The sequence below is a fragment of the Candidatus Neomarinimicrobiota bacterium genome, from assembly GCA_018647265.1.
GTDB lineage: Bacteria > Fidelibacterota > Marinisomatia > Marinisomatales > TCS55 > TCS55.
The window spans coordinates 33,377-52,457 of record JABGTK010000022.1 but is presented as its reverse complement, the minus strand read 5'-3'; the positions used below and the strand labels follow the sequence as shown (position 1 = coordinate 52,457).

Sequence of the window (19,081 nt, the reverse complement as noted above, 5' to 3'; positions counted from 1 at the left end):
TTCATAGAAACATTCGGTTGCCAAATGAATGTGGCCGATTCTGAATTGGTATCAGGACTACTTACCCAAGAAGGTTATACGGAATCCAATGATATCCACAGCGCTGACGCTATTTTTGTAAATACCTGTGCAATCAGGGAACATGCTGAAGATAAGGTGCATTCCCGATTGGGTTTTTATCACCAGATTAAACGGAAAAACCCTAGTACGATTATTGGAGTTCTTGGTTGCATGGCCCAGAATTTGAAAGAAGACATTTTAGAATCGAAACCCTATGTGGATATTGTCTTGGGCCCCGACTCCTATCGTCGCCTACCAGAAATGATTCGAGAAAGAAGTAGCGTTTCTACCCATTTGGTGGATACCAAACTGTCCCGTTTTGAAGTGTATGATGATATGTTCCCCAGCCGCCATGAAGGGATCAATGCGTGGATATCCATTATGCGTGGATGCGATAAATTTTGCACTTTTTGTATTGTACCATTCACCCGAGGGAGGGAGCGATCCCGCAGTGTGGAAGGCATAGTAAAGGAAACGGCCCGGGCAGTGTCCGATGGATTTGTTGAAGTTACCCTATTGGGGCAAAATGTAAATTCATACAATCACGATGGTAAGGAATTTCACCAATTGTTAGATGCCGTGGCCCAAATACCTGGTTTAAAACGCATTCGCTATACCTCGCCCCATCCACAGGATATGACCCAAGAAGTTCTGGATGTAATGGCCATGCATGATAATATTTGCAACTACGTTCACTTACCTTTGCAGGCTGGAAATGACCATGTTTTAAAAAGGATGAATCGTACATATTCCAAAGAAGAATTTGTTTCACTTGCCGATAAAATTCGAAAAACATTACCAAATGCAGGCATTTCTACTGATCTTATTGTGGGATTTCCCGGTGAGAATGAGATTGAATTCCAGGAAACTTTGGACGTGATGGAAACAGTGAAATTTGATTCTGCTTATACATTCAAATATTCTTCTCGGCCGGGAACAAAAGCAGCAGAATTTGAAGATCATGTTCCCGAACCGGAAAAACAATATCGTTTGGAACGGGTGATAGAAACACAAAAACAACATACTTTACTGCGGAATAAAGAATTTGTGGGACGGGTAGAATTGGTTTTAGTCGAAAAAGAAAGTAAACGCTCGGCCGATCAATGGGCAGGCCGAACCGATTCTAATAAGTGGGTAATCTTTAACAAGGGCGATGCCCAGATTAAAGATATTGTTCCCGTAAAAATTAATGATGCGAAGGGAATTACCCTTCGTGGCGAAATAGTTCAAATCCATGAAATGGAGGCAGCCTGATGAAGATGGTTAAAATATTTGCAGGATTGGTCGTGATGATAATTGTTCTTTACTTCTTGATGCAGAATACAAATATTATTTCTGTCGATTTGATCTTTGCCCAGTATGAAAATGTACAAGTTGCTGTGGTAATGCTGGGAGCCCTTACCGTCGGTATGTTAATAGGTTATGGCGTTGCATTGACAAATATTCTGTCCGGAAAATCAGAATTGCGATCGTTAAAAACGAAGAATCGTCGTCTATCAGATGAGCTAAATGACCTTCGTAATGTGGCCATTGATGAAGGAATATATGATACGGAAGATGGAGATATCTAATTTTGAATTGGATTATACTGGCTGCCGTTGTGCTGATACTGGCAGGCGGATTTACATTTTATTATTACCGCCCCAAAAAGCAAAAACGCACTGAATCTATTTATACCCATGCATTAAATGCAATGGTGCGGGGTGATACGCGCACAGCCCTTAACCATCTTAGGGATGTGGTTAAGCAGGATACCAATCATATTAACGCCTATCTTCAAATGGGAGATATCCTACGGGAAGAAGGCCATACCCAGGCAGCAGTAAAAATTCATCAGTCATTGACTGTTCGTCCAAATTTATCCAATGATATCCGCAGGGATATTCATCAATCTTTAGCGTTGGATTTTGAACAGATGGATTATTTGAATAAAGCCCGGCGAGAAGCAGAATTGGTATTAAAACTGGATCGAAAAAATTTATGGGCGAATCATTTTTTACTTAAAATATTTGAAAATCAGCGGGAATGGGATAAAGCAACTCAGATTACCAAATCGATTCAGAAGTTGAAACAATCCCAGGACCCAAACCAGATTGCTCGATTCTTGGTATATCAAGGAATGGACAAATTAGAAAAAGGACATAAGAAGGAAGCAGAAGCGCAATTTTTAAAAGCCATCAAAACGGCGCCTGAATTTGGACTACCCTATCTCAGGCTCGGCGATCTTTTTGCAGAAAACAGGGAATTGGTGAAGGCGATCGAAAATTGGGAAAGTTATGCTTTATTTACACCGGAAGAAGGTCGCGTAGTATATACCAAAATTGAGTCCGCATTATTTGATCTTGGCCGCTTCAGTGAAGTGGAAAAATTCTATGAACGCATTCTTGAAAAAGATCCGTCAAATTTGAATGCGTTAGCCAAATTGGCTAATGTGCTAGAAGAAAAGGGTGAACATAATAGTGCTCTTAATCTAGTTGAAGATGCCCTTTCAAAGAATAAAGGATCTGTTCATGGGAGGCTCATGAAATTGAAGTTATCCCTTCATATTTCCAAGCCCCACGAATTGTCCAACCAGATTGATGAGATAATTCAATTATTAACCAGTTCTAATGAAAAATGATGAAGCGTTGGCTTCCAATCTTTGCGATCCTTTGGGGAGGACAACTTTTTGCTCAAAATATTGATCTGTATCTAACTCTCCTAGAAAAGGGCAGAATGGATGAGGTGAAAGAAAATTTATCCGAATTGCTCTCCCGTTACCCCGATGAAGCAGGCATTTTTTTTCTTGAGGCGATGGTGACTGAAAATGGTGATTCATCTTTAGCACAATTTCAATCTATCGTAAAAAAGTTTCCCGAATCAGAATTTGCTGCAAAATCCGAAATGAAGATTGGCGAATATTTATTTTCCCGTGGATTATACTCCCAAGCAGGTGTCCAGTTTAAAACGGTGCTGTACAAATATCCCCAAGGAGATCACCGTCAACGTGCCATGGATCTTATGGTGAACTCCTATTTTGCTACAGGACAAGAAGACTCTGCCAAGGCTTCCCTTCGAATCATTAAGCAACTATACCCTAGTTTAAATTTTTCTCAATATGGTATTAAAGGATTGGACAGTTCGGCGCGGGAGGCTCGACTCGTAAAGTTAGATCCCAATTCAATTAGCAAAAAAATTAAATCCGCCAAAGCAGCACGTAAAATTGTTATTCCAAGATCTGTATCTAAACCGTGGGTGATTCAAGTTGGTGCTTTTGGTAAATATGAAAATGCGAACAGATTAAAAAAACAGATTCAAGGTCATGGGTATGCTACGGAAGTTCATACAGTGAATTCAAATGGAAAAAGACTGCACGCTGTTCGAATTGTTCGATATAAAACAAAATATTCTGCAGATAAAATTGGACAGAAATTGAAAAAGAAATTTGGATTAGATTTCCGGGTCATAAACAGCCCCGAATAACCGAGTTTGACGAATATATGGGAATGATTAGGAGGCTGGTGCCCCTCGCGGTCTTCAACACCGTTGTCCTGCTGATAAAGTAGGAGGTGAGTTCGATTCTCACGCGTTCCCGCAAAGGATAGAAGATTCCCTTTCCGTCGTTGCAAGGTGGAAGCAGATTGAGTTTGCCCCTCAAAGTTTTAATGGGACGTAGATGGGCATTCCTACTAAATATTTAAACATTAAAGGAAGTATCATGAATAAGAAACAAAAGTTAGTTGCAAGGAAACATAGAAGAAACCAGGAGCGTTTGAAGGGCCTAAGGTTGGCATCCATTGCTGTTGGTCAAAAGAAGGAAAGTAAAGCATCACCAAAGAAAGAAGCTAAAGTACCGGCCAAAGCAGCCGCAAAAACTAAAAAAGCACCGGCCAAAAAAGTAGCGGCAAAAAAACCAGCCGCAAAGAAAGTAGCAACAAAGGCAAAAAAGACAACAGTCAAAAAAGCCACAACTAAAGTTGCTACGTCGGTAAAAAAAACTAAAGCTACAAAAGCTAAAGCATGAGCGGTTTCTTGACTGACAAAATTCGTCTGGGAATTGGGTTTATCCTGATTGCTGTGGCGATTGGTTTATTCGTTTACGGATGGATGGAACGGTCAGTTGGGAGTCCATTCAATCAAATCTGGATGTTAGCTATATTTTCCCTCTTAGGGGCAATGGTTCAACTTCAAAAAATTGGCGGGGGCCAGAAACGCAGTCGTAAAAAAGGTGAGTAAAACTTATCATGCGATTAACCGTAGCTGAATATTTAAATAGCTACGATTCGTTTGATTTATTCGGGCCGTCCCATTGGGCGGCCATTTTTTTATTTTTATTTCTCGTAATATGGCTCCCATGGTTTGCCAAAAACCATTTAAATCAATATCAACAAAATCGAGTTGGGCTTATTCTAGGCGTTCTCATTGGCATCAACTATCCTGTTTGGGTTCTACTAGAAATTTTTGCAGGATCATTTGATGTAACATTGCATCTACCGATTCACCTGTGCCGGTTGGCAAACCTGCTTATGCCATTAGTCATGATTCAACGAAATTTCAGAATTTTTGAAGTGCTCTATTTTTGGGGATTGTCAGGCGTTTTTCAAGGAATGGTTACACCTGATATTATCCAAAATTTCCCCCATTTTCATTATTTCCGGTTCTTCATTGGTCATAACTTGATGGTGGTGGCACTGGTTTATGCCGTTGTTGTTTATGAGATGAGACCAACTTTAAATAGCTTAAAAAAAGCTTTTATTGGGTTGAATATATTTTTAGCAGTGGCTTTTTTCGCCAATACCATTTTGGATGCCAATTATTTCTGGATCATGGGGAAGCCACCCATGGGGTCCCTATTGGATTATATGGGTTCTTGGCCTTGGTATATTTTATCAGGAGAATTTGTTGCTTTGGCTCATTTTGGTTTCGCATATTTAATTTTTCTATGGATCAATAATAGAATTAATTGTGGCTGATCTTATTTCAACCAACCCGGTAAATGGTGATGTGGTGGGCTCATACCCAGAATTGACCTCAAATGAAATTTCTAGAGTTTTAAATGAAGTCAATGAAGCATTTACCGAATGGCGAAATCTGGATATAAAAGAAAGATGCCAATACTTCCGAAATTTAGCAGAAATCTTGCGATTGCGTCAAAATGAATTAGCCCTAATTATGGCACTCGAAATGGGAAAACCATTGGTTCAAGGAAAAGTTGAAGCGGAAAAGTCCGCTCTTTGTTGTGAATATTATGCTGATAATGGTCCTGCATTTTTAAAAGATAAACATATAAAAACGGATGCAAGTGAAAGCTATGTAACCTTCCAACCGTTGGGTGTTGTTTTAGCAGTAATGCCGTGGAATTTTCCGTTTTGGCAGGTATTTCGTTTCGCCGCACCGGCCATGATTTCCGGAAATGTGGCTGTATTAAAACATGCCTCAATTGTGCAAGGATGTGCCGACGCCATTGAGGGCTTATTTTTGGAAGCTGGGTTTCCCCCAAATGTATTTCGGAATCTCACCATTGGATCATCCAAAGTGGGCGAAGTTATCGAAAATCCATTGGTGAAAGCGATTTCACTCACCGGAAGTACACCGGCAGGAATAGCGGTGGCGCAAAAAGCAGGGTCAGTTCTGAAAAAAACTGTACTAGAGTTGGGAGGTAGCGATCCTTACGTGGTTCTGAAAGATGCCGATTTAAATCAAGCAGTTGAAGCTTGTGTAACTGGGAGACTGTTGAATACAGGACAAAGCTGTATTGCAGCGAAACGGTTTATAGTTGATGCATCCATTCAATCTGAATTTGAGGATAAAATAGTTGCTGCCATGAAAAACCAAGTGGTGGGTGATCCATTCGCTGATGAGACTACAGTAGGCCCTATGGTGAGTATCGCAGCGCGGGAGGAATTGAAATCTCAAGTGAAAACCAGTTTAGAGTCAGGTGCCAAGATATTATACGAAAGTGAAATCCCGAATATGGGAAATAGTGCTTATTATCCTATTACAGTTTTAACAAATGTATCGGCGGGGATGGCAGCCTTTGATGAGGAATTATTCGGGCCTGTAGCATCCATTATTACTGTGAAAGATGAGGAAGAAGCAATAGAATTAGCTAACAAAACACCATTCGGTTTGGGAGCGGCTGTATTTACATCTGATATTGAAAAAGGACGGAGAATTGCTGAAACCAAACTGGAAGTTGGCGCCGCATTTGTGAATGATTTTGTCCGTTCAGATCCACGTTTACCTTTCGGCGGTGTAAAGGAATCTGGCTATGGTAATGAACTCTCATCTTATGGTATATTGGAATTCGTGAATATTAAAACTATTTACATTCGATGAAAATTACCCTTTCAATAATAATTGCTTCTGCCTGTTTATTTGGTCAGATTTTGGAGAAGCAAAACAAACTTCTTTGGGATGGGACCGATTGGGCCAATGTCTCTGCTCGCGTGGATGGAAATCCTGAAATGTCCTCCCGAATTAAATCCGCTTATCTCAGTGGCATTCTTGATGGCCGTCTTTATTTTTATTTAAAAGCTTGGAGTGAAGAGCAGACATTTGCCGATAGTTTATACGGAGACCGTATCGACTATTTAACGCGGCGGGAAACGATTCGACAATTAGATCGATTTTATAAAGATCCACTCATGGTTTATGTACCTGTTGTTTCGGCTATGATTATTGTTCATATGCAGGCAGAACAAGTACCCAAAAAAGTGGTGGATCGATATGTTGAACAAACTAAATATTGGATTAATCAGATTACTTTGGATATGCAAAGCAGGGGTATGCACGAATTGCTGAAAGAAAAGCAAGAGAAGCATTCCAATAAAAAGTACTGACTCTCTATGGATTGCAACAATGAGCATAGCGAATTGTTACGATTCTAAGTTATTAAATGATTCCTGACCATCGTCATTTCATACCTTTTGTTGAACCGAATCCCCTCCCGATTGTTGTAATTTATTATTCATAGTTTATTCATAAATCATGACTGAAACCCAATTCCATCAAATTCTTAAAGAACTAGAGACTCATTTTCGTCCAAATCAAATTGGCTCTAACGAAGGCGAATGGCTGGCAGTGGGAAAATTGGTGGATGGCTCAACACAAAGCGAATTGGAATCCACCCTGAAAAAAGAAACTTGTATTTTTTCGATTAAAAATCAAGATGGACAAATTTATTTAAAGGTGAAAGAATCAAAAGAATCCGTTATTCTTAGAATACCCAAAATACCACGAATTCACTGGGTTTTATTTTTACTGACTGTCTTTACCACACTTCTGGCCGGAGCAATGATGGAAGGGGCTAGAATCTGGGAAAATCCAATCGAAATATTTAGAGGACTTCCTTTTTCAATTACATTAATGTTGATCTTGGGGACACACGAATTCGGCCATTATTACTATGCCCAAAAGCATAAAGTGGATGCAACATTGCCATATTTTATTCCAGCGCCTCCATTTTTATTTTTAATCGGTACCTTCGGTGCTTTTATTAAAATTAAGTCACCCATCTATCGTAAGGATGCACTACTTCAGATTGGCGCCGCCGGCCCTATAGCCGGCTTTGTGATTGCTGTTCCTGCATTAATTATTGGTCTCTTACTTTCTGATGTAGTTGAAAAAATGAATATTCAAGGCGCACTTATGTTGGGCGACTCGATACTTATGAAAGTCCTCACTTGGATTACACATCCGGGATTGTTGGAAACGCAAGATATAATGCTTCATCCAATCGCATTCGCCGGTTGGATCGGTTTATTGGTCACTATGCTGAATCTACTTCCCATCGGCCAATTGGATGGAGGCCATGTGGCCTACGCTATGTTAGGGAATAAACAAAATTTGGTGGCTAAAGTAGCAATGTTGGCTCTCATTCCACTGAGTTTCCTTTCACTGAATTGGCTAGTTTGGGGACTGCTTATTCTCTTTCTTATGCGTTCCACAAAACATCCGCCCATCCAAGATATAAACGCGCCTCTTTCGGAACAAAATAAACAAATTGGGTACATTTGTTTGGTCATTTTTATTCTCTGTTTCATACCGGCGCCTTTTAAGATTTGATGCGGAAAATATTTTCATTTTCTCTGGTGGCGTCATTGGTGTTTGCCCAAGTACGTGTAGGCGAAATGAAGTCTATTACATCCTCATTGGCGGTCAGAGATATCATTGGAGTTGGGGACGAAATTATTCTGGCAACTGGAGGCGGACTGGCTATTTACTATAAGAATTCCAGTGCTTATAAAGGTTATACCAAAGACCACGGATTGGGAGACACTGACTTGCAAACCGTTCATAGAGGTCCCAGGGGATTGATCTGGATCGGTAGTGAAATGGGCGTCCAAGTGTGGGATAATTCAACGGGAATGATTGTTGATTGGTTTCAACTGGACATTGAATCTGTGGCGGGTTTTGTCACCTATAAGGACATGGTTTATGGTGCTGTAAAAAATGATGGTGAATGGGGTATAATGGAATTCATTCACGCCAATGAGAAAGTTTATTACCGTGATTTCTACGGCAGGAATGAGATTGGTCAAATTAAAGATATTGTAAAATTCGGGGATGATCTCATTCTTTTAACGGATAAAGGGTTAATATCCGGCAATCCCCATAAAATACATCCAATCTATTGGACGAACCCTTTTCCGGTAATAGAATCTCCGGTGATGGCCATAGACCAAAAAGATGGAGAGTTAGCCATAGTTACATCTTCAGCGATTTATAGCGCCAAAATAAATGAAACTCTGATTCCCCTTGTTACTGATGAGAATGATTTTTTAAATATTCGATCCATCGCCGTTCGAGGTGAATTGGACTTCATGGCTGTTACTGATTCTGTAATTTATCACATTGGGACAGATGTATTTGAAAAACAATTTTCTGATCCGGGATTTCGCTTTTCTGTAATTAAAATAAACGGTTCAATATCTATTATTGGTACAAACATTGGGTTTGCTATATTTAACGGATTAAGTTTATTTCAGATTGCCGGAAATGAACCTCTCGTTTCTAGTCCTCAAGTTATTTTCTTAACGCCTGATTATTTGATTATGGCTGGTGAAAAAGGCATATCCATAAAACAGGGATATACTTGGTATAACGGTTCCACTGAATCTGTCCCAATCGGATTTGGAAGTATAATCAATCTTATTCCACTTAATTATAATATGGGTAAATTATTTTCGGGGATCAATATTGTAAATGATATGGTTTATCTAGGCTTGGGACAGTCTAAATCTGGTGGTATTTTGGAGACTGGTCTAATAAATGGTTATCTCAATACGGATATTCTTTCATATCCAAAGCTCGTTCCAGATTCTAGTGGTACTGACCCCGTTTATAAAGTTGGGGGAATTTACATTGATAAAAAGGATAACCTTTGGGCAATTTCAGCTAACATAACCAAAAAGCCACTGTCCGTAATTAATGGCGATCAATATCGCCATTTTTCAATTGAAGAAAGTGGAGGATTACTATCCAATGATTCCAAATCGATTTCGGTGGATAATTTCAATCGTATATGGATTGGGTCTCCCTCTGGATTGGTTATGTATAAATATTCCGGCAATGTGATGACTCCAACTGGCGAGACTTGGGCGAAGGTAGAAGTTGATCCAGGTTTGATCAAACGTACCCCTTTGGCTATTAATGTTTCTGAAAAAAACCGACTTTGGCTCCTGACGCCCATCGGTTTAATTCATAAAGATTTGCAAGTATCGGAGAATAATCCTGTGAGTCAAACTGGTCCCACTGCGAATAATGGCGAAATATATCCATATTTCCCCAGCGTGGCATTTAATGAATATTCTCGAATACGGTTCGATCCGAGAGGAAATGTATGGGTCACATCACAATCCAATGGTATTCATGTTGTGACTGAAAATGGCGAATACTGGCCTGATATCAATGGGTTGAATACATTTAACAGCAATCTTCTGTCGAACCATGTGAATGATGTGACTTTTGATTCGGAAGAAGGACTGGCTTACATCGCCACAGATAAGGGCGTCAGTGTAATTCGTATTCCATTTTCTGAAGAAAATAAATCTTATAATGCGGTAGAAATTTTCCCTAGCCCTTTTCGTATTCCCAGTTCAAAACCAATGACAGTAAATGGATTGAAAGATAATAGTTCAATTAAAATCATGACCTTAAACGGTAATGTTTTAAGGACAATTAATAATTCGGATGTTAAAGGTGATCAAGCCTTCTGGAATGGACGGGACGATTCAGGAAAATTTGTAGGAACCGGTGTTTATCTTATTGCCATTTATGATAATAAAGGTACATCTTCATTTGAAAAAGTTGCTGTGATTCGAGAATGAACCCAATTGTAAAAACCATCAAAGTTATCGTGGGCATCATATTAGTTATCATCGGCCTTATTGGCGGATTAATACCCATTTTCCAGGGCTGGATGTTTGGTATCCCTGGATTAATGTTATTGGGTAGTGTATTTCCACCTGTGAAACGATGGACACACAATCTAATGGAAAAAGCTAAGAAAAAGATGAATCGCTAAGCTTGGGATAGAGCCTGTTCTAAATCCCAAATAATATCATCTGAATTTTCTACACCAACAGATAGTCGAATCATTTTTTCGGTAATTCCCATGGCTTGTTTTTGATCAACGGAAACATCGGCATGGGTCATGGTATAGGGGTGTTCAGCCAAAGATTCCGTACCGCCTAGACTTACGGCTAGCTGGATCAGTTTTAAATTGTTTAGTACATTAAACGCTTCCGCTTCGCCGCCGATGACGTCAAAACTGAGCATAGCACCGGGAGATGAATATTGTTTTTTGTAGATCTCGAATTGGCGAGTTCCTTCGGGGATAAATCCAAGATAATATACTTTTTCAACCTGATCATGATTGTCTAAATATTCTGCAACTATTGTCGCATTTTTCAATTGAATTTCCATTCGCGCTTTTAGTGTTTCCAAACTGCGCATAAGTAGCCAACCTGTCCATGGCCCGGTCATATTTCCTAAAAAAGTGCGTAACCCTTTAATGCGCTGAATAACTTCATTGGATCCAAGAACAGCACCAGCAATTAGATCGCTATGTCCGCCAATATATTTGGTGGCAGAATAGATAACCATGTTTGCCCCATGCGCTAGTGGTTGCGACCATAATGGTCCCATATAAGTGTTATCCACAGCGATTTGTACAGGGTGGTCATGTGTCGAAAATTGATCAGCGACCTCCCTGCACATGGCAATATCCATGAGAGCGTTGGTGGGATTCGCAGGCGTTTCCATATAAATGACACCCAATCGATCGCTCAATCCAGAAGTATTTATCTTTTGTACAATTTCATCTTTTGTATTGTCTGCATGAATGCCCAGAACTGTAATTCCGTATTTGGTAAGAAAGTGATTTATAAAATGATCCGAACCGCCATATATCGGTTTACTGTAGATAAGAAGATCTCCCGGTTTTAGATATTCCAATAAAACAGTTGAGATGGCTGACATACCACTTTCAAATACAGCACATGCTTCTGCTTTATCCCAGAGGCAAAGACGATTTTCAAGAATTTCTAAGTCGGGGTTATTGAGGCGGCTATAGATGAGGCCCATATTTTCATCAGGGTTTTTTTCCCGCAGACCATACGCCACTTCAAAAAATGCTTTGCCTTCTTCCGCTGATCTAAAGGCAAATGTAGATGTCTGAAAGATGGGACATTTTACAGCGCCTTCTGACCATTCGGATTGATATCCATAGGACATCATTAAACTTTCCGGTTTGATACTTTTGGGAAGGTTTTTATTAAACATACTGATTTCCCCTTCTATTTTTGTTCGATGTATTCCGGCATAATGCCGAAATCAGTTTCAAATTCTTCTGCAATATTTTTAATCATTTCTTTTCTGACAACATGAGATAAGAAAGCTGCCTTCATGGCGATAATGGTTACTTCTCTAAAATCATGGAGGGTGAATCCAAAAAGATCTCGGGCTAAACCAAATTCTTTCGTGAGTGTTGTATCAGACATTAAGCGATTATCCGTATTTAATGTAACGCGAATGCCTTGATCGTAATAAAATCTCATAGGATGATTTTTTAAGGACCGTACGGAATAAGTGTGCCAGTTGGATGTAAGACAAATTTCCATAGTGATACGGTGATCATTCACATAATTCATCAGATCCTTATTCTCTTTCAAGCGTGTGCCGTGACCAATCCGGTGAGCGCCACAGTAATGAATAGCCTGATGAATTGATGCCGGTCCAAAGGCTTCTCCCGCATGAATGGTAGCGTTAATATTATGATTTAGAATCATATAAAATGCTTCTCGGTGATCTTTGGCTGGGAAATTTTCCTCTGCACCAGCCAAGTCGAATCCAACCACACCCTTGTTCTTAAAGCGAACGCAAAGGTCTGCAAGTTTGAGGGACGATTGTGGTGAGATATGTCTTATGCCACAAATGATAATTCCTGACTTTACACCAAAATCCTTCTCACCTTTTTTCAGTCCATCGCGAACAGAAATGACCGCATCTTCGAGAGTCATTCCTTTGGATGTATGTTGAATTGGTGAATAACGCACTTCGATGTAACGGACATTTTCTGCGGCCACATCTTCGATCAATTCATAGGCGATTCGTTTGAGTGCATCGGGCGTTTGCATTACGCTGAGAGTAATATCGAAGCGGGCAATGTATTCTTCAAGAGAACCACGCTTTTTTCCAATGGCGAGTATTTGTTTTAGATCGGAGGCATTTGAACTAGGCAGCGACACATTGTGCCGCTGCGCCAGATCAATAATAGATTCGATTCTCAGACTGCCATCCAAATGACAATGAAGCTCTACTTTCGGAAGCTTCTTCAGGAGGGCGTCTGAAATTTTCATGTAACTATTTTTTCGATACGGATTTATAGAGCCAGTATATTACCCCAATGAAGAGAGCCGGGCCCATTAATTCAAGACCTTCAAAATTCGGCCACCAGTATTTTTGACCGGTAATAAAAATAGGTACTGCAACTAGGATGCCCATTAGGGCTTCTCCAGTAATTAATCCCGATGCCATGAGGAGACCTTTTTTCTCTGATGCTTTGGATCCACCGGCTTTTTTACCGAGATGATTGATCATGCCACCTAAAAATATGGGGACCGTTAATGTGATTGGTAAATAGATGCCCACTGCAACGGCCAAAACCGGGACGCGGAAATCGGAGCCGATCTTTTCTTGCCGAAGGTCAATTAATATCAGGATAATGGCAATGATTCCGCCAATGTAAACAAAGGTCCAGGGCAAGTCACCGGTAAAAACACCGTCAGCAACTGATTTCATTAATGTTGCTTGAGGCGCTGAAAGAGTGGGTGATCCAATGGTATAAGCGGTGTGGAGGATATCCAAAACCAAACCAAGGACGACGGCCGCAGCAAGTGTACCGACAATTTGCATAACCTGCTGTTTCCATGGCGTCGCACCGAGAATATGACCCGCTTTCAAATCTTGAAGATTGTCGCCTCCAATGGCGGCGGCACAGCAAACTACGGCTCCAACCATAATAGCGCTGGCCGCTCCCACACCAGAACCTGTACCGAGAAGGGCCAACAGAAGTAGGGAGGCAAATAGTATTGTTGCAATCGTCACACCCGAAATAGGATTATTAGATGACCCAACCACACCAGCCATATAGGCAGCCACTGCTGAGAATAAAAACCCAAAGACCATCATAACGACTGCTAATAAAGCGGCGATTCCTACTGAGCCGATAATATCCAAATAAAGTAAAAAGACTGGGACGAGTAAAGCTAAAAGAGCAATACCCACATATTTGATAGACATATCCTGTTCTTCTAAAGGAACATCTGAGTCGTCAGTTCTGTTTTTTACTGCATTAAGACTCGCTTTAATTCCTTCAACCAAAGGTTTGAATAATTTAATCAATGACCAAACGCCACCAACAACCATGGCACCAACACCTAGGTAACGAATCTTGGAATTCCAAATATCCCATGCTGAATCGAGTGCATCGCCTTCAAATCCCATTATTGCAGAATAAATTGGAATAGCCACTGCCCAGGATATTAATCCACCGGCAACAACCAGAATTCCAATATTTCTACCGACAATATAGCCTACAGAAATCAAGGCTGGGGATAAATCGGTTCCAATACCAAAGATGGATTTTCCTACGGCTGCCGCTCCGGCCATTTCGGCGTGCCACATGGCGAACCCTTGCTGGCAGACTTTCATTGCACCGCCAACTAAACTGGCGATTCCGATTGTTTTTAGCCCACCGGATCCATCATCGGCAGCACCTTTCCGAGCTTCATCACCCGCTCGTAGAACTTCGGCTGTAGCAACACCTTCTGGGTATTTGAGTTTCGCTGTGACGATGAGCGCTCGACGCAATGGCACCGTGAACAAAACACCGATTACACCACCAATTGCGGCAATTTTCGCCACTTCCCAATAATCAAATGTATCCCAGTATCCTAGCAGAACTAAGGCAGGAATAGTGAAAATAACACCGGCGGCTAAAGATTCACCTGCAGAAGCGGCTGTTTGCACAATATTATTTTCTAAAATATTAGATTTTTTAAAGAGGGATAAAACCCCCATTGAAATAACTGCTGCGGGAATAGAGGCAGAAACAGTCATGCCTGCAAAGAGGCCGAGGTAGGCATTGGCACCTGCCAAGATCATGGATAGAACAATTCCCAGTAGGAATGCTTTAACTGTAATTTCTGGATATTGTTTATTGGACATAGATATTCCTCATTTATTATGGTAACGAAGATAGGGGAATTGCAATGAAAATTCCAAGTGTGGAGGAAAACCATCCTTTGGAATCTTAAAGATATGATTATTAATTTCCCAACTCGTTTGGGGTGCTGTTTTGAACCAGATCGAATCGGCTGAGAATATACCCATAAACCTGATCTGGATAATGCCAGCGTAGGAATTATCAAACTATGAAACACATACGCCTTTTTTCTATACTTTTAATCTTAAGTCTGTCTCAACTTTTTTCACAAACTATTGTGGTAAAAGGAATTGTTGTAGATGGAGAATCTCAAACGCCACTCGTGGGAGTGAATATCGTTTCCGGAAAAACGGGAACAATTACTGATGATAGAGGGGTCTTTGACCTTTCCATAAAAAATGCTGATGAAATAATCTTCTCATTCATTGGATATAAAACCATAACCACAACTCCCAAGGATCAAATGACGATTTTTATGGTCCCAACAATTTTAGAAGGGGCTGAAGTTATGGTTGAGGCAACTCGTGCCGTGGCCGGAATCACCCCTGTATCTTTTTCCAATCTTACGGCAAAAGAAATTGAAACACGTTTTACGGCGGAAGATGTACCTATGATTCTCGCTTCCGAGCCAGGTGTTTGGGCTTATAGTGAAAGTGGAAATGGTACAGGATATTCCTATGTTTCTATTCGTGGATTTGACCAAAGTAAGATTGGGGTCATGATTGATGGCGTCCCTTTAAATGATAATGAAAGCCACCAAGTGTATTGGGTAGATCATGGGAATCTTTTGGCTGATGCTAGTGATGTTCAAATCCAAAGGGGAATCGGAAACAGCCTTTACGGTTCATCGGCTTTTGGCGGATCCATCAATGTGAATACTCAAATTGGTAGCCATAAGCGTGAGATTAAAACATCATTTGGATCGGGAGATTGGAATACAAAAAAATATAGCGTTCGATATCGTTCCGGTAAGGACTTAGGGGAGGATTTGAGTATGACCATTCGCGTATCACAGATTGAATCTGATGGCTATCGGGAAAATCATAATTCAAAACAAAAGGGTATGTTTTTTGGGTTGGAACACCGTGGAAAAAAAATGACCAACAAATTCCGCGCTCATATTGGATATGAGAATACCCAACTCCTCTGGGACGGCATCTACATGACTGATATCAAAGATCGAACCAAACGCCGTGCCGGTTACAAAGCATATACGGATGATTTCCTACAACAAATTTATTCTTTAAATACTACTACCCGAATTCGTGAAAATTTATTTTTTCGAAATATAAGTTATCTCGTTATGGGAAAAGGGTATTACGAAGTGGCTAAATCCGGTCGGGATTATTATTCATATAATTTGGATGTTAATAATCAATACAGCGATACCCAGGAACAAAGTATGTCCAGCGATCTTTTGCGCCGAAAATGGATTGACAATAATTATTACGGCGTCGTTCCAACGCTTACATGGAATAACAAGGAACTTCGTGTGGATATTGGTGGAGAAATGCGGTTTTATACTGGGGACCATTTTGGGGAAGTTTCCCAATTTTCAAATGCAACTTTGGCTGCGACCATGGGTGATGATTGGTATCGTTATTATCGTTATGTAGGGGAAAAGAATTCCATTACCAGTTTTGCCCATTTCGTTTGGCATCCGGAAAATCAGCCATTCACCATAATGGCTGATTTTCAAAATCAAAATCATCATTGGACGCTTAAACAGGAAACCATTGGCCACGCGGCTGGTCATAATCTTTCAGCCGATTGGAATTTTTTCAATCCTCGTGTAGGCATGATTTGGGAAATTGGGGACTCTTTGCACGTTTTTGTGAATTGGGGCAAAGCACAGAAAGAACCGGCCAATAACCAAATTATTAATGCGGATGATGTCTGGAGTAAACCAGTCATGGCAGCAGCAGAAGTCATTACTGATCTAGAATTGGGAATGGACTTTACATTTGGTAAAGGTCGTGCAAGAATCAATGGATATCACATTCAGTATTTGAATGAACAGTTAAAGAATATTGACGTGGCACAAGAAGGAGAATATGATTATTATTCTGCTGATTCTACCGATCACATGGGTTTTGAGTGGGAAGCAGCATTTACATTTAATCCACGTTGGAGTCTTTCTGCCAATGGCGCGTTAGTTATGAATTATTTCACCAATGGAAAAAGTTTACCCAATATTCCGGCAACCTTGTTTAATCTGTCGGCGAATTATCGTCCTCGGAAAAATTTGTTATTATTCGTTCACTGGAAACGTATTGGACACATGTACGTGGATAATGCTAATACTGAAGAAGGTATGATTGATCCATATGGATTGTGGGATGTGGGTGCCAAATATAAATGGGGCAGTTTAGAAGCGATGGTGAAGGTCAACAATATATTTGATAAACTCTATTCTACATTTGGTTATGGATATGAGTGGGATGGATATCACGCATATTTCTGGCCCGGCGCACCGCGGAATTCATTCGTGAATATATCGTATACATTTTAATTTCAACTTTAGGGGATGCAGATTGGTGTCCCCTACTTAATAAACCGATTTGCTATCCGCCGTGCAAGCCTGTTCAAATTTCCGCCGCCTCCTGAATTCACTAAAATAGCAACGGTCACATCCTCTTCAGGATAGTGAATTAACATAGCGCGTCCTCCCGTTGAACCACCGGAATGGCCCACAATCTTATTCCGCCAAAAATCTTTTTGCGTCACCCACCCCAATCCATAATTCGTAGATTTACCGTTATTTAGGTGCAATGGTTTTTGTAATTCCATTAAAGAATTATCAGATATAAAAGTTGAATGATTCAACCCATGAATAAAATTGACCATATCAGTAGAGGTTCCCACATATCCTCCACCGGCCCATTTGTAACTATTATCAACTTTGGGTGCTAAAATTGGTGTTCCATTTTTAATATGATAGAATGAGGCAATAGGGGAGAGGGTAGAATCACGATGCTCTGCCATGAGAGTTTCCAATCCAAGCGATGTAAAAACGGAATCTTCCATATAGGCAAGGAATCCAATCCCTGAGGCACCTTCCACTACAGCACTCACCAAATTCCATCCGTAACTGCTATAACGAAACTTTGAACCGGGCTCATGGAGGAGGGTATCATCGTTAAATATTTCTAATCCACTGGCTACATCGGGATAAAATATATTACTGAGCATTTCTTGTCCTCGGTAATGGCGAATGCCTGCCAAATGTCCCATCGTTTGTCGCGTTGTGATAGGCCATTTTTTTACGGGAAAGGTGTGGACATATTTTTGTATCGGTGCATCCAAGTCTAATTTACCTTGGTCTAACAGTCGACCAACGGCGGCGGAGGTGACTGTTTTGGAAACACTGCCAATTCTGAATCGTGTTTTGGGCGTCGCTGGAATATTTTGTTCAATATCAGCGAGGCCAAATCCTTTGCTCCAAACAATTTCTCCTTTCCTTCCAACCGTGACTGAAAGCCCAGGGATTTTATTTGATTTCATGAAACGCTGAATCATTCGCTCCGCCCTGTTATCAGGACTATTTCCTGAGTTGTATTTCCCTCCAACTGCGAGGATAAAAAGAAAAATGAGGATATAAAAATTCTTCAATGTTTCCATACTAATCCTTGTGATGTTTTGATTTTTCATGGAGGTAATCGGGAATTTCAACTGTTTCTGGTAAAACAGGATCGGATATGAGTTCTCCTTTTGTGACCGCTATTGGCATAACGCCAGCCCAGACAGGGAGTGCATAGTCTTCTTCCTCGTCCCCTGGCGGACCCTTTCGAATTTTAGCAGAAGCTTCTTGGAGTGAAATTGAAATAACCGTCGTGGCATCCAGTTCTTTTTGGTTGGGTTGCCTTGCATCTTCCCAACGGCCAGGGATAAGATGATCAGTAACAATTTTAAGTGCATGCCCTTTTTCATCCGCATCTTCTACAATTTTTCCATTTCCAAAGATGACTACCGAACGATAGTTAAGAGAATGATGAAATGCCGATCGGGCCAAGACAATTCCGTCTAATAAAGTGATAGTAACACACATATTATTTTCACTTTGTACGGATTTTAGTAATCGGCTGGCGGCAGAGCCATGAATAAAAAGGGTATCATCTTTACGGGCATGAATTGTTGGAATAACAACTGGACTATCGTTATGATTAATGCCTACATGGCAATATATGGCTTCATCAATTATGGAATAAATAGTTTGTTTGTCGTAGTGACCTCGCTCAGGGATTCGCTTAACTCGTGTTCGTTCAGTTTTCAAAGAATTCATTCAACCTCTTATATTAATGGTTTAATTGC

At 40.5% G+C, this 19,081-nt stretch carries 17 protein-coding genes, 1 tRNA gene, 1 pseudogene and 1 riboswitch; of the genes and pseudogenes, 14 read left to right on the top strand and 5 right to left on the bottom strand.

Annotated elements, in window-relative coordinates:
- From miaB to HN459_01790, 13 genes and pseudogenes are all read left to right on the top strand, one after another.
- On the top strand, nucleotides 1-1,314 hold a 1,314-nt coding region (gene miaB, locus HN459_01850; GenBank protein MBT3478183.1), incomplete at its 5' end, for a tRNA (N6-isopentenyl adenosine(37)-C2)-methylthiotransferase MiaB.
- On the top strand, nucleotides 1,314-1,631 hold the full coding sequence (locus tag HN459_01845) for a LapA family protein (GenBank protein ID MBT3478182.1): 318 nt from the start codon (nucleotides 1,314-1,316) through the stop codon (nucleotides 1,629-1,631). The genes miaB and HN459_01845, both read left to right, overlap by 1 nt.
- A 2-nt stretch (nucleotides 1,632-1,633) precedes the next feature.
- Entirely contained in the window at nucleotides 1,634-2,680 is a 1,047-nt protein-coding gene (locus tag HN459_01840) for a tetratricopeptide repeat protein (GenBank protein ID MBT3478181.1), read from the top strand.
- Nucleotides 2,677-3,522: an outer membrane protein assembly factor BamD gene (gene bamD / locus HN459_01835; GenBank protein ID MBT3478180.1), complete on the top strand. Its 846-nt coding sequence runs from the start codon at nucleotides 2,677-2,679 to the stop codon at nucleotides 3,520-3,522. The genes HN459_01840 and bamD overlap by 4 nt, the downstream gene beginning before the upstream one ends.
- Nucleotides 3,523-3,541: 19 nt before the next feature.
- A tRNA-Sec gene (locus HN459_01830) sits at nucleotides 3,542-3,634 on the top strand.
- Nucleotides 3,635-3,886: 252 nt separating this feature from the next.
- Nucleotides 3,887-4,063, top strand: a pseudogene (locus HN459_01825) (histone).
- An 8-nt stretch (nucleotides 4,064-4,071) separates the two neighbouring features.
- Nucleotides 4,072-4,275: a hypothetical protein gene (locus tag HN459_01820; GenBank protein ID MBT3478179.1), complete on the top strand. Its 204-nt coding sequence runs from the start codon at nucleotides 4,072-4,074 to the stop codon at nucleotides 4,273-4,275.
- 8 nt (nucleotides 4,276-4,283) lie between these two features.
- Entirely contained in the window at nucleotides 4,284-5,012 is a 729-nt protein-coding gene (locus tag HN459_01815) for a TIGR02206 family membrane protein (GenBank protein ID MBT3478178.1), read from the top strand.
- Nucleotides 5,002-6,378: an NAD-dependent succinate-semialdehyde dehydrogenase gene (locus HN459_01810; GenBank protein ID MBT3478177.1), complete on the top strand. Its 1,377-nt coding sequence runs from the start codon at nucleotides 5,002-5,004 to the stop codon at nucleotides 6,376-6,378. The genes HN459_01815 and HN459_01810 overlap by 11 nt, the downstream gene beginning before the upstream one ends.
- Entirely contained in the window at nucleotides 6,375-6,881 is a 507-nt protein-coding gene (locus tag HN459_01805; GenBank protein ID MBT3478176.1) for a hypothetical protein, read from the top strand. The genes HN459_01810 and HN459_01805 overlap by 4 nt, the downstream gene beginning before the upstream one ends.
- 148 nt (nucleotides 6,882-7,029) lie before the next feature.
- Nucleotides 7,030-8,106, top strand: a complete 1,077-nt coding sequence (locus HN459_01800; GenBank protein ID MBT3478175.1) for a site-2 protease family protein — start codon at nucleotides 7,030-7,032, stop codon at nucleotides 8,104-8,106.
- Nucleotides 8,106-10,370, top strand: coding sequence for a hypothetical protein (locus HN459_01795; GenBank protein MBT3478174.1), 2,265 nt, complete (start codon nucleotides 8,106-8,108; stop codon nucleotides 10,368-10,370). The genes HN459_01800 and HN459_01795 overlap by 1 nt, the downstream gene beginning before the upstream one ends.
- On the top strand, nucleotides 10,367-10,567 hold the full coding sequence (locus HN459_01790) for a hypothetical protein (protein MBT3478173.1): 201 nt from the start codon (nucleotides 10,367-10,369) through the stop codon (nucleotides 10,565-10,567). Before HN459_01795 ends, HN459_01790 begins: the two co-directional genes overlap by 4 nt.
- Here the strand turns inward: HN459_01790 and HN459_01785 are convergent.
- The 3 genes from HN459_01785 to HN459_01775 are packed head-to-tail and all read right to left on the bottom strand — an operon-like array spanning nucleotide 10,564 to nucleotide 14,772.
- A complete protein-coding gene (locus HN459_01785; protein MBT3478172.1) occupies nucleotides 10,564-11,826 on the bottom strand; it encodes a cystathionine gamma-synthase family protein in 1,263 nt (420 codons plus the stop codon). The two genes, HN459_01790 and HN459_01785, sit on opposite strands and share 4 nt — an antisense overlap.
- 14 nt (nucleotides 11,827-11,840) lie before the next feature.
- Nucleotides 11,841-12,902, bottom strand: coding sequence for an adenosine deaminase (gene add / locus HN459_01780; protein ID MBT3478171.1), 1,062 nt, complete (start codon nucleotides 12,900-12,902; stop codon nucleotides 11,841-11,843).
- A 4-nt stretch (nucleotides 12,903-12,906) separates the two neighbouring features.
- Complete coding sequence (locus HN459_01775) at nucleotides 12,907-14,772, bottom strand: oligopeptide transporter, OPT family (protein ID MBT3478170.1); 1,866 nt, start codon at nucleotides 14,770-14,772, stop codon at nucleotides 12,907-12,909.
- A gap of 108 nt (nucleotides 14,773-14,880) precedes the next feature.
- A riboswitch (TPP riboswitch) is annotated at nucleotides 14,881-14,986 on the top strand.
- Between HN459_01775 and HN459_01770 the strand changes: the two genes are divergently transcribed.
- Nucleotides 14,979-17,282, top strand: coding sequence for a TonB-dependent receptor (locus tag HN459_01770; GenBank protein MBT3478169.1), 2,304 nt, complete (start codon nucleotides 14,979-14,981; stop codon nucleotides 17,280-17,282). It overlaps the preceding riboswitch by 8 nt.
- A 32-nt stretch (nucleotides 17,283-17,314) precedes the next feature.
- Here the strand turns inward: HN459_01770 and HN459_01765 are convergent, their stop codons facing one another.
- Both HN459_01765 and HN459_01760 read right to left on the bottom strand, forming a co-directional pair.
- Nucleotides 17,315-18,391, bottom strand: a complete 1,077-nt coding sequence (locus HN459_01765; GenBank protein ID MBT3478168.1) for a beta-lactamase family protein — start codon at nucleotides 18,389-18,391, stop codon at nucleotides 17,315-17,317.
- A 1-nt stretch (nucleotide 18,392) separates the two neighbouring features.
- The gene (locus tag HN459_01760; protein ID MBT3478167.1) at nucleotides 18,393-19,052 is read right to left on the bottom strand and encodes a pyridoxamine 5'-phosphate oxidase family protein; all 660 of its coding nucleotides are present in this window, start codon (nucleotides 19,050-19,052) and stop codon (nucleotides 18,393-18,395) included.
- Nucleotides 19,053-19,081 lie beyond the last annotated feature (29 nt).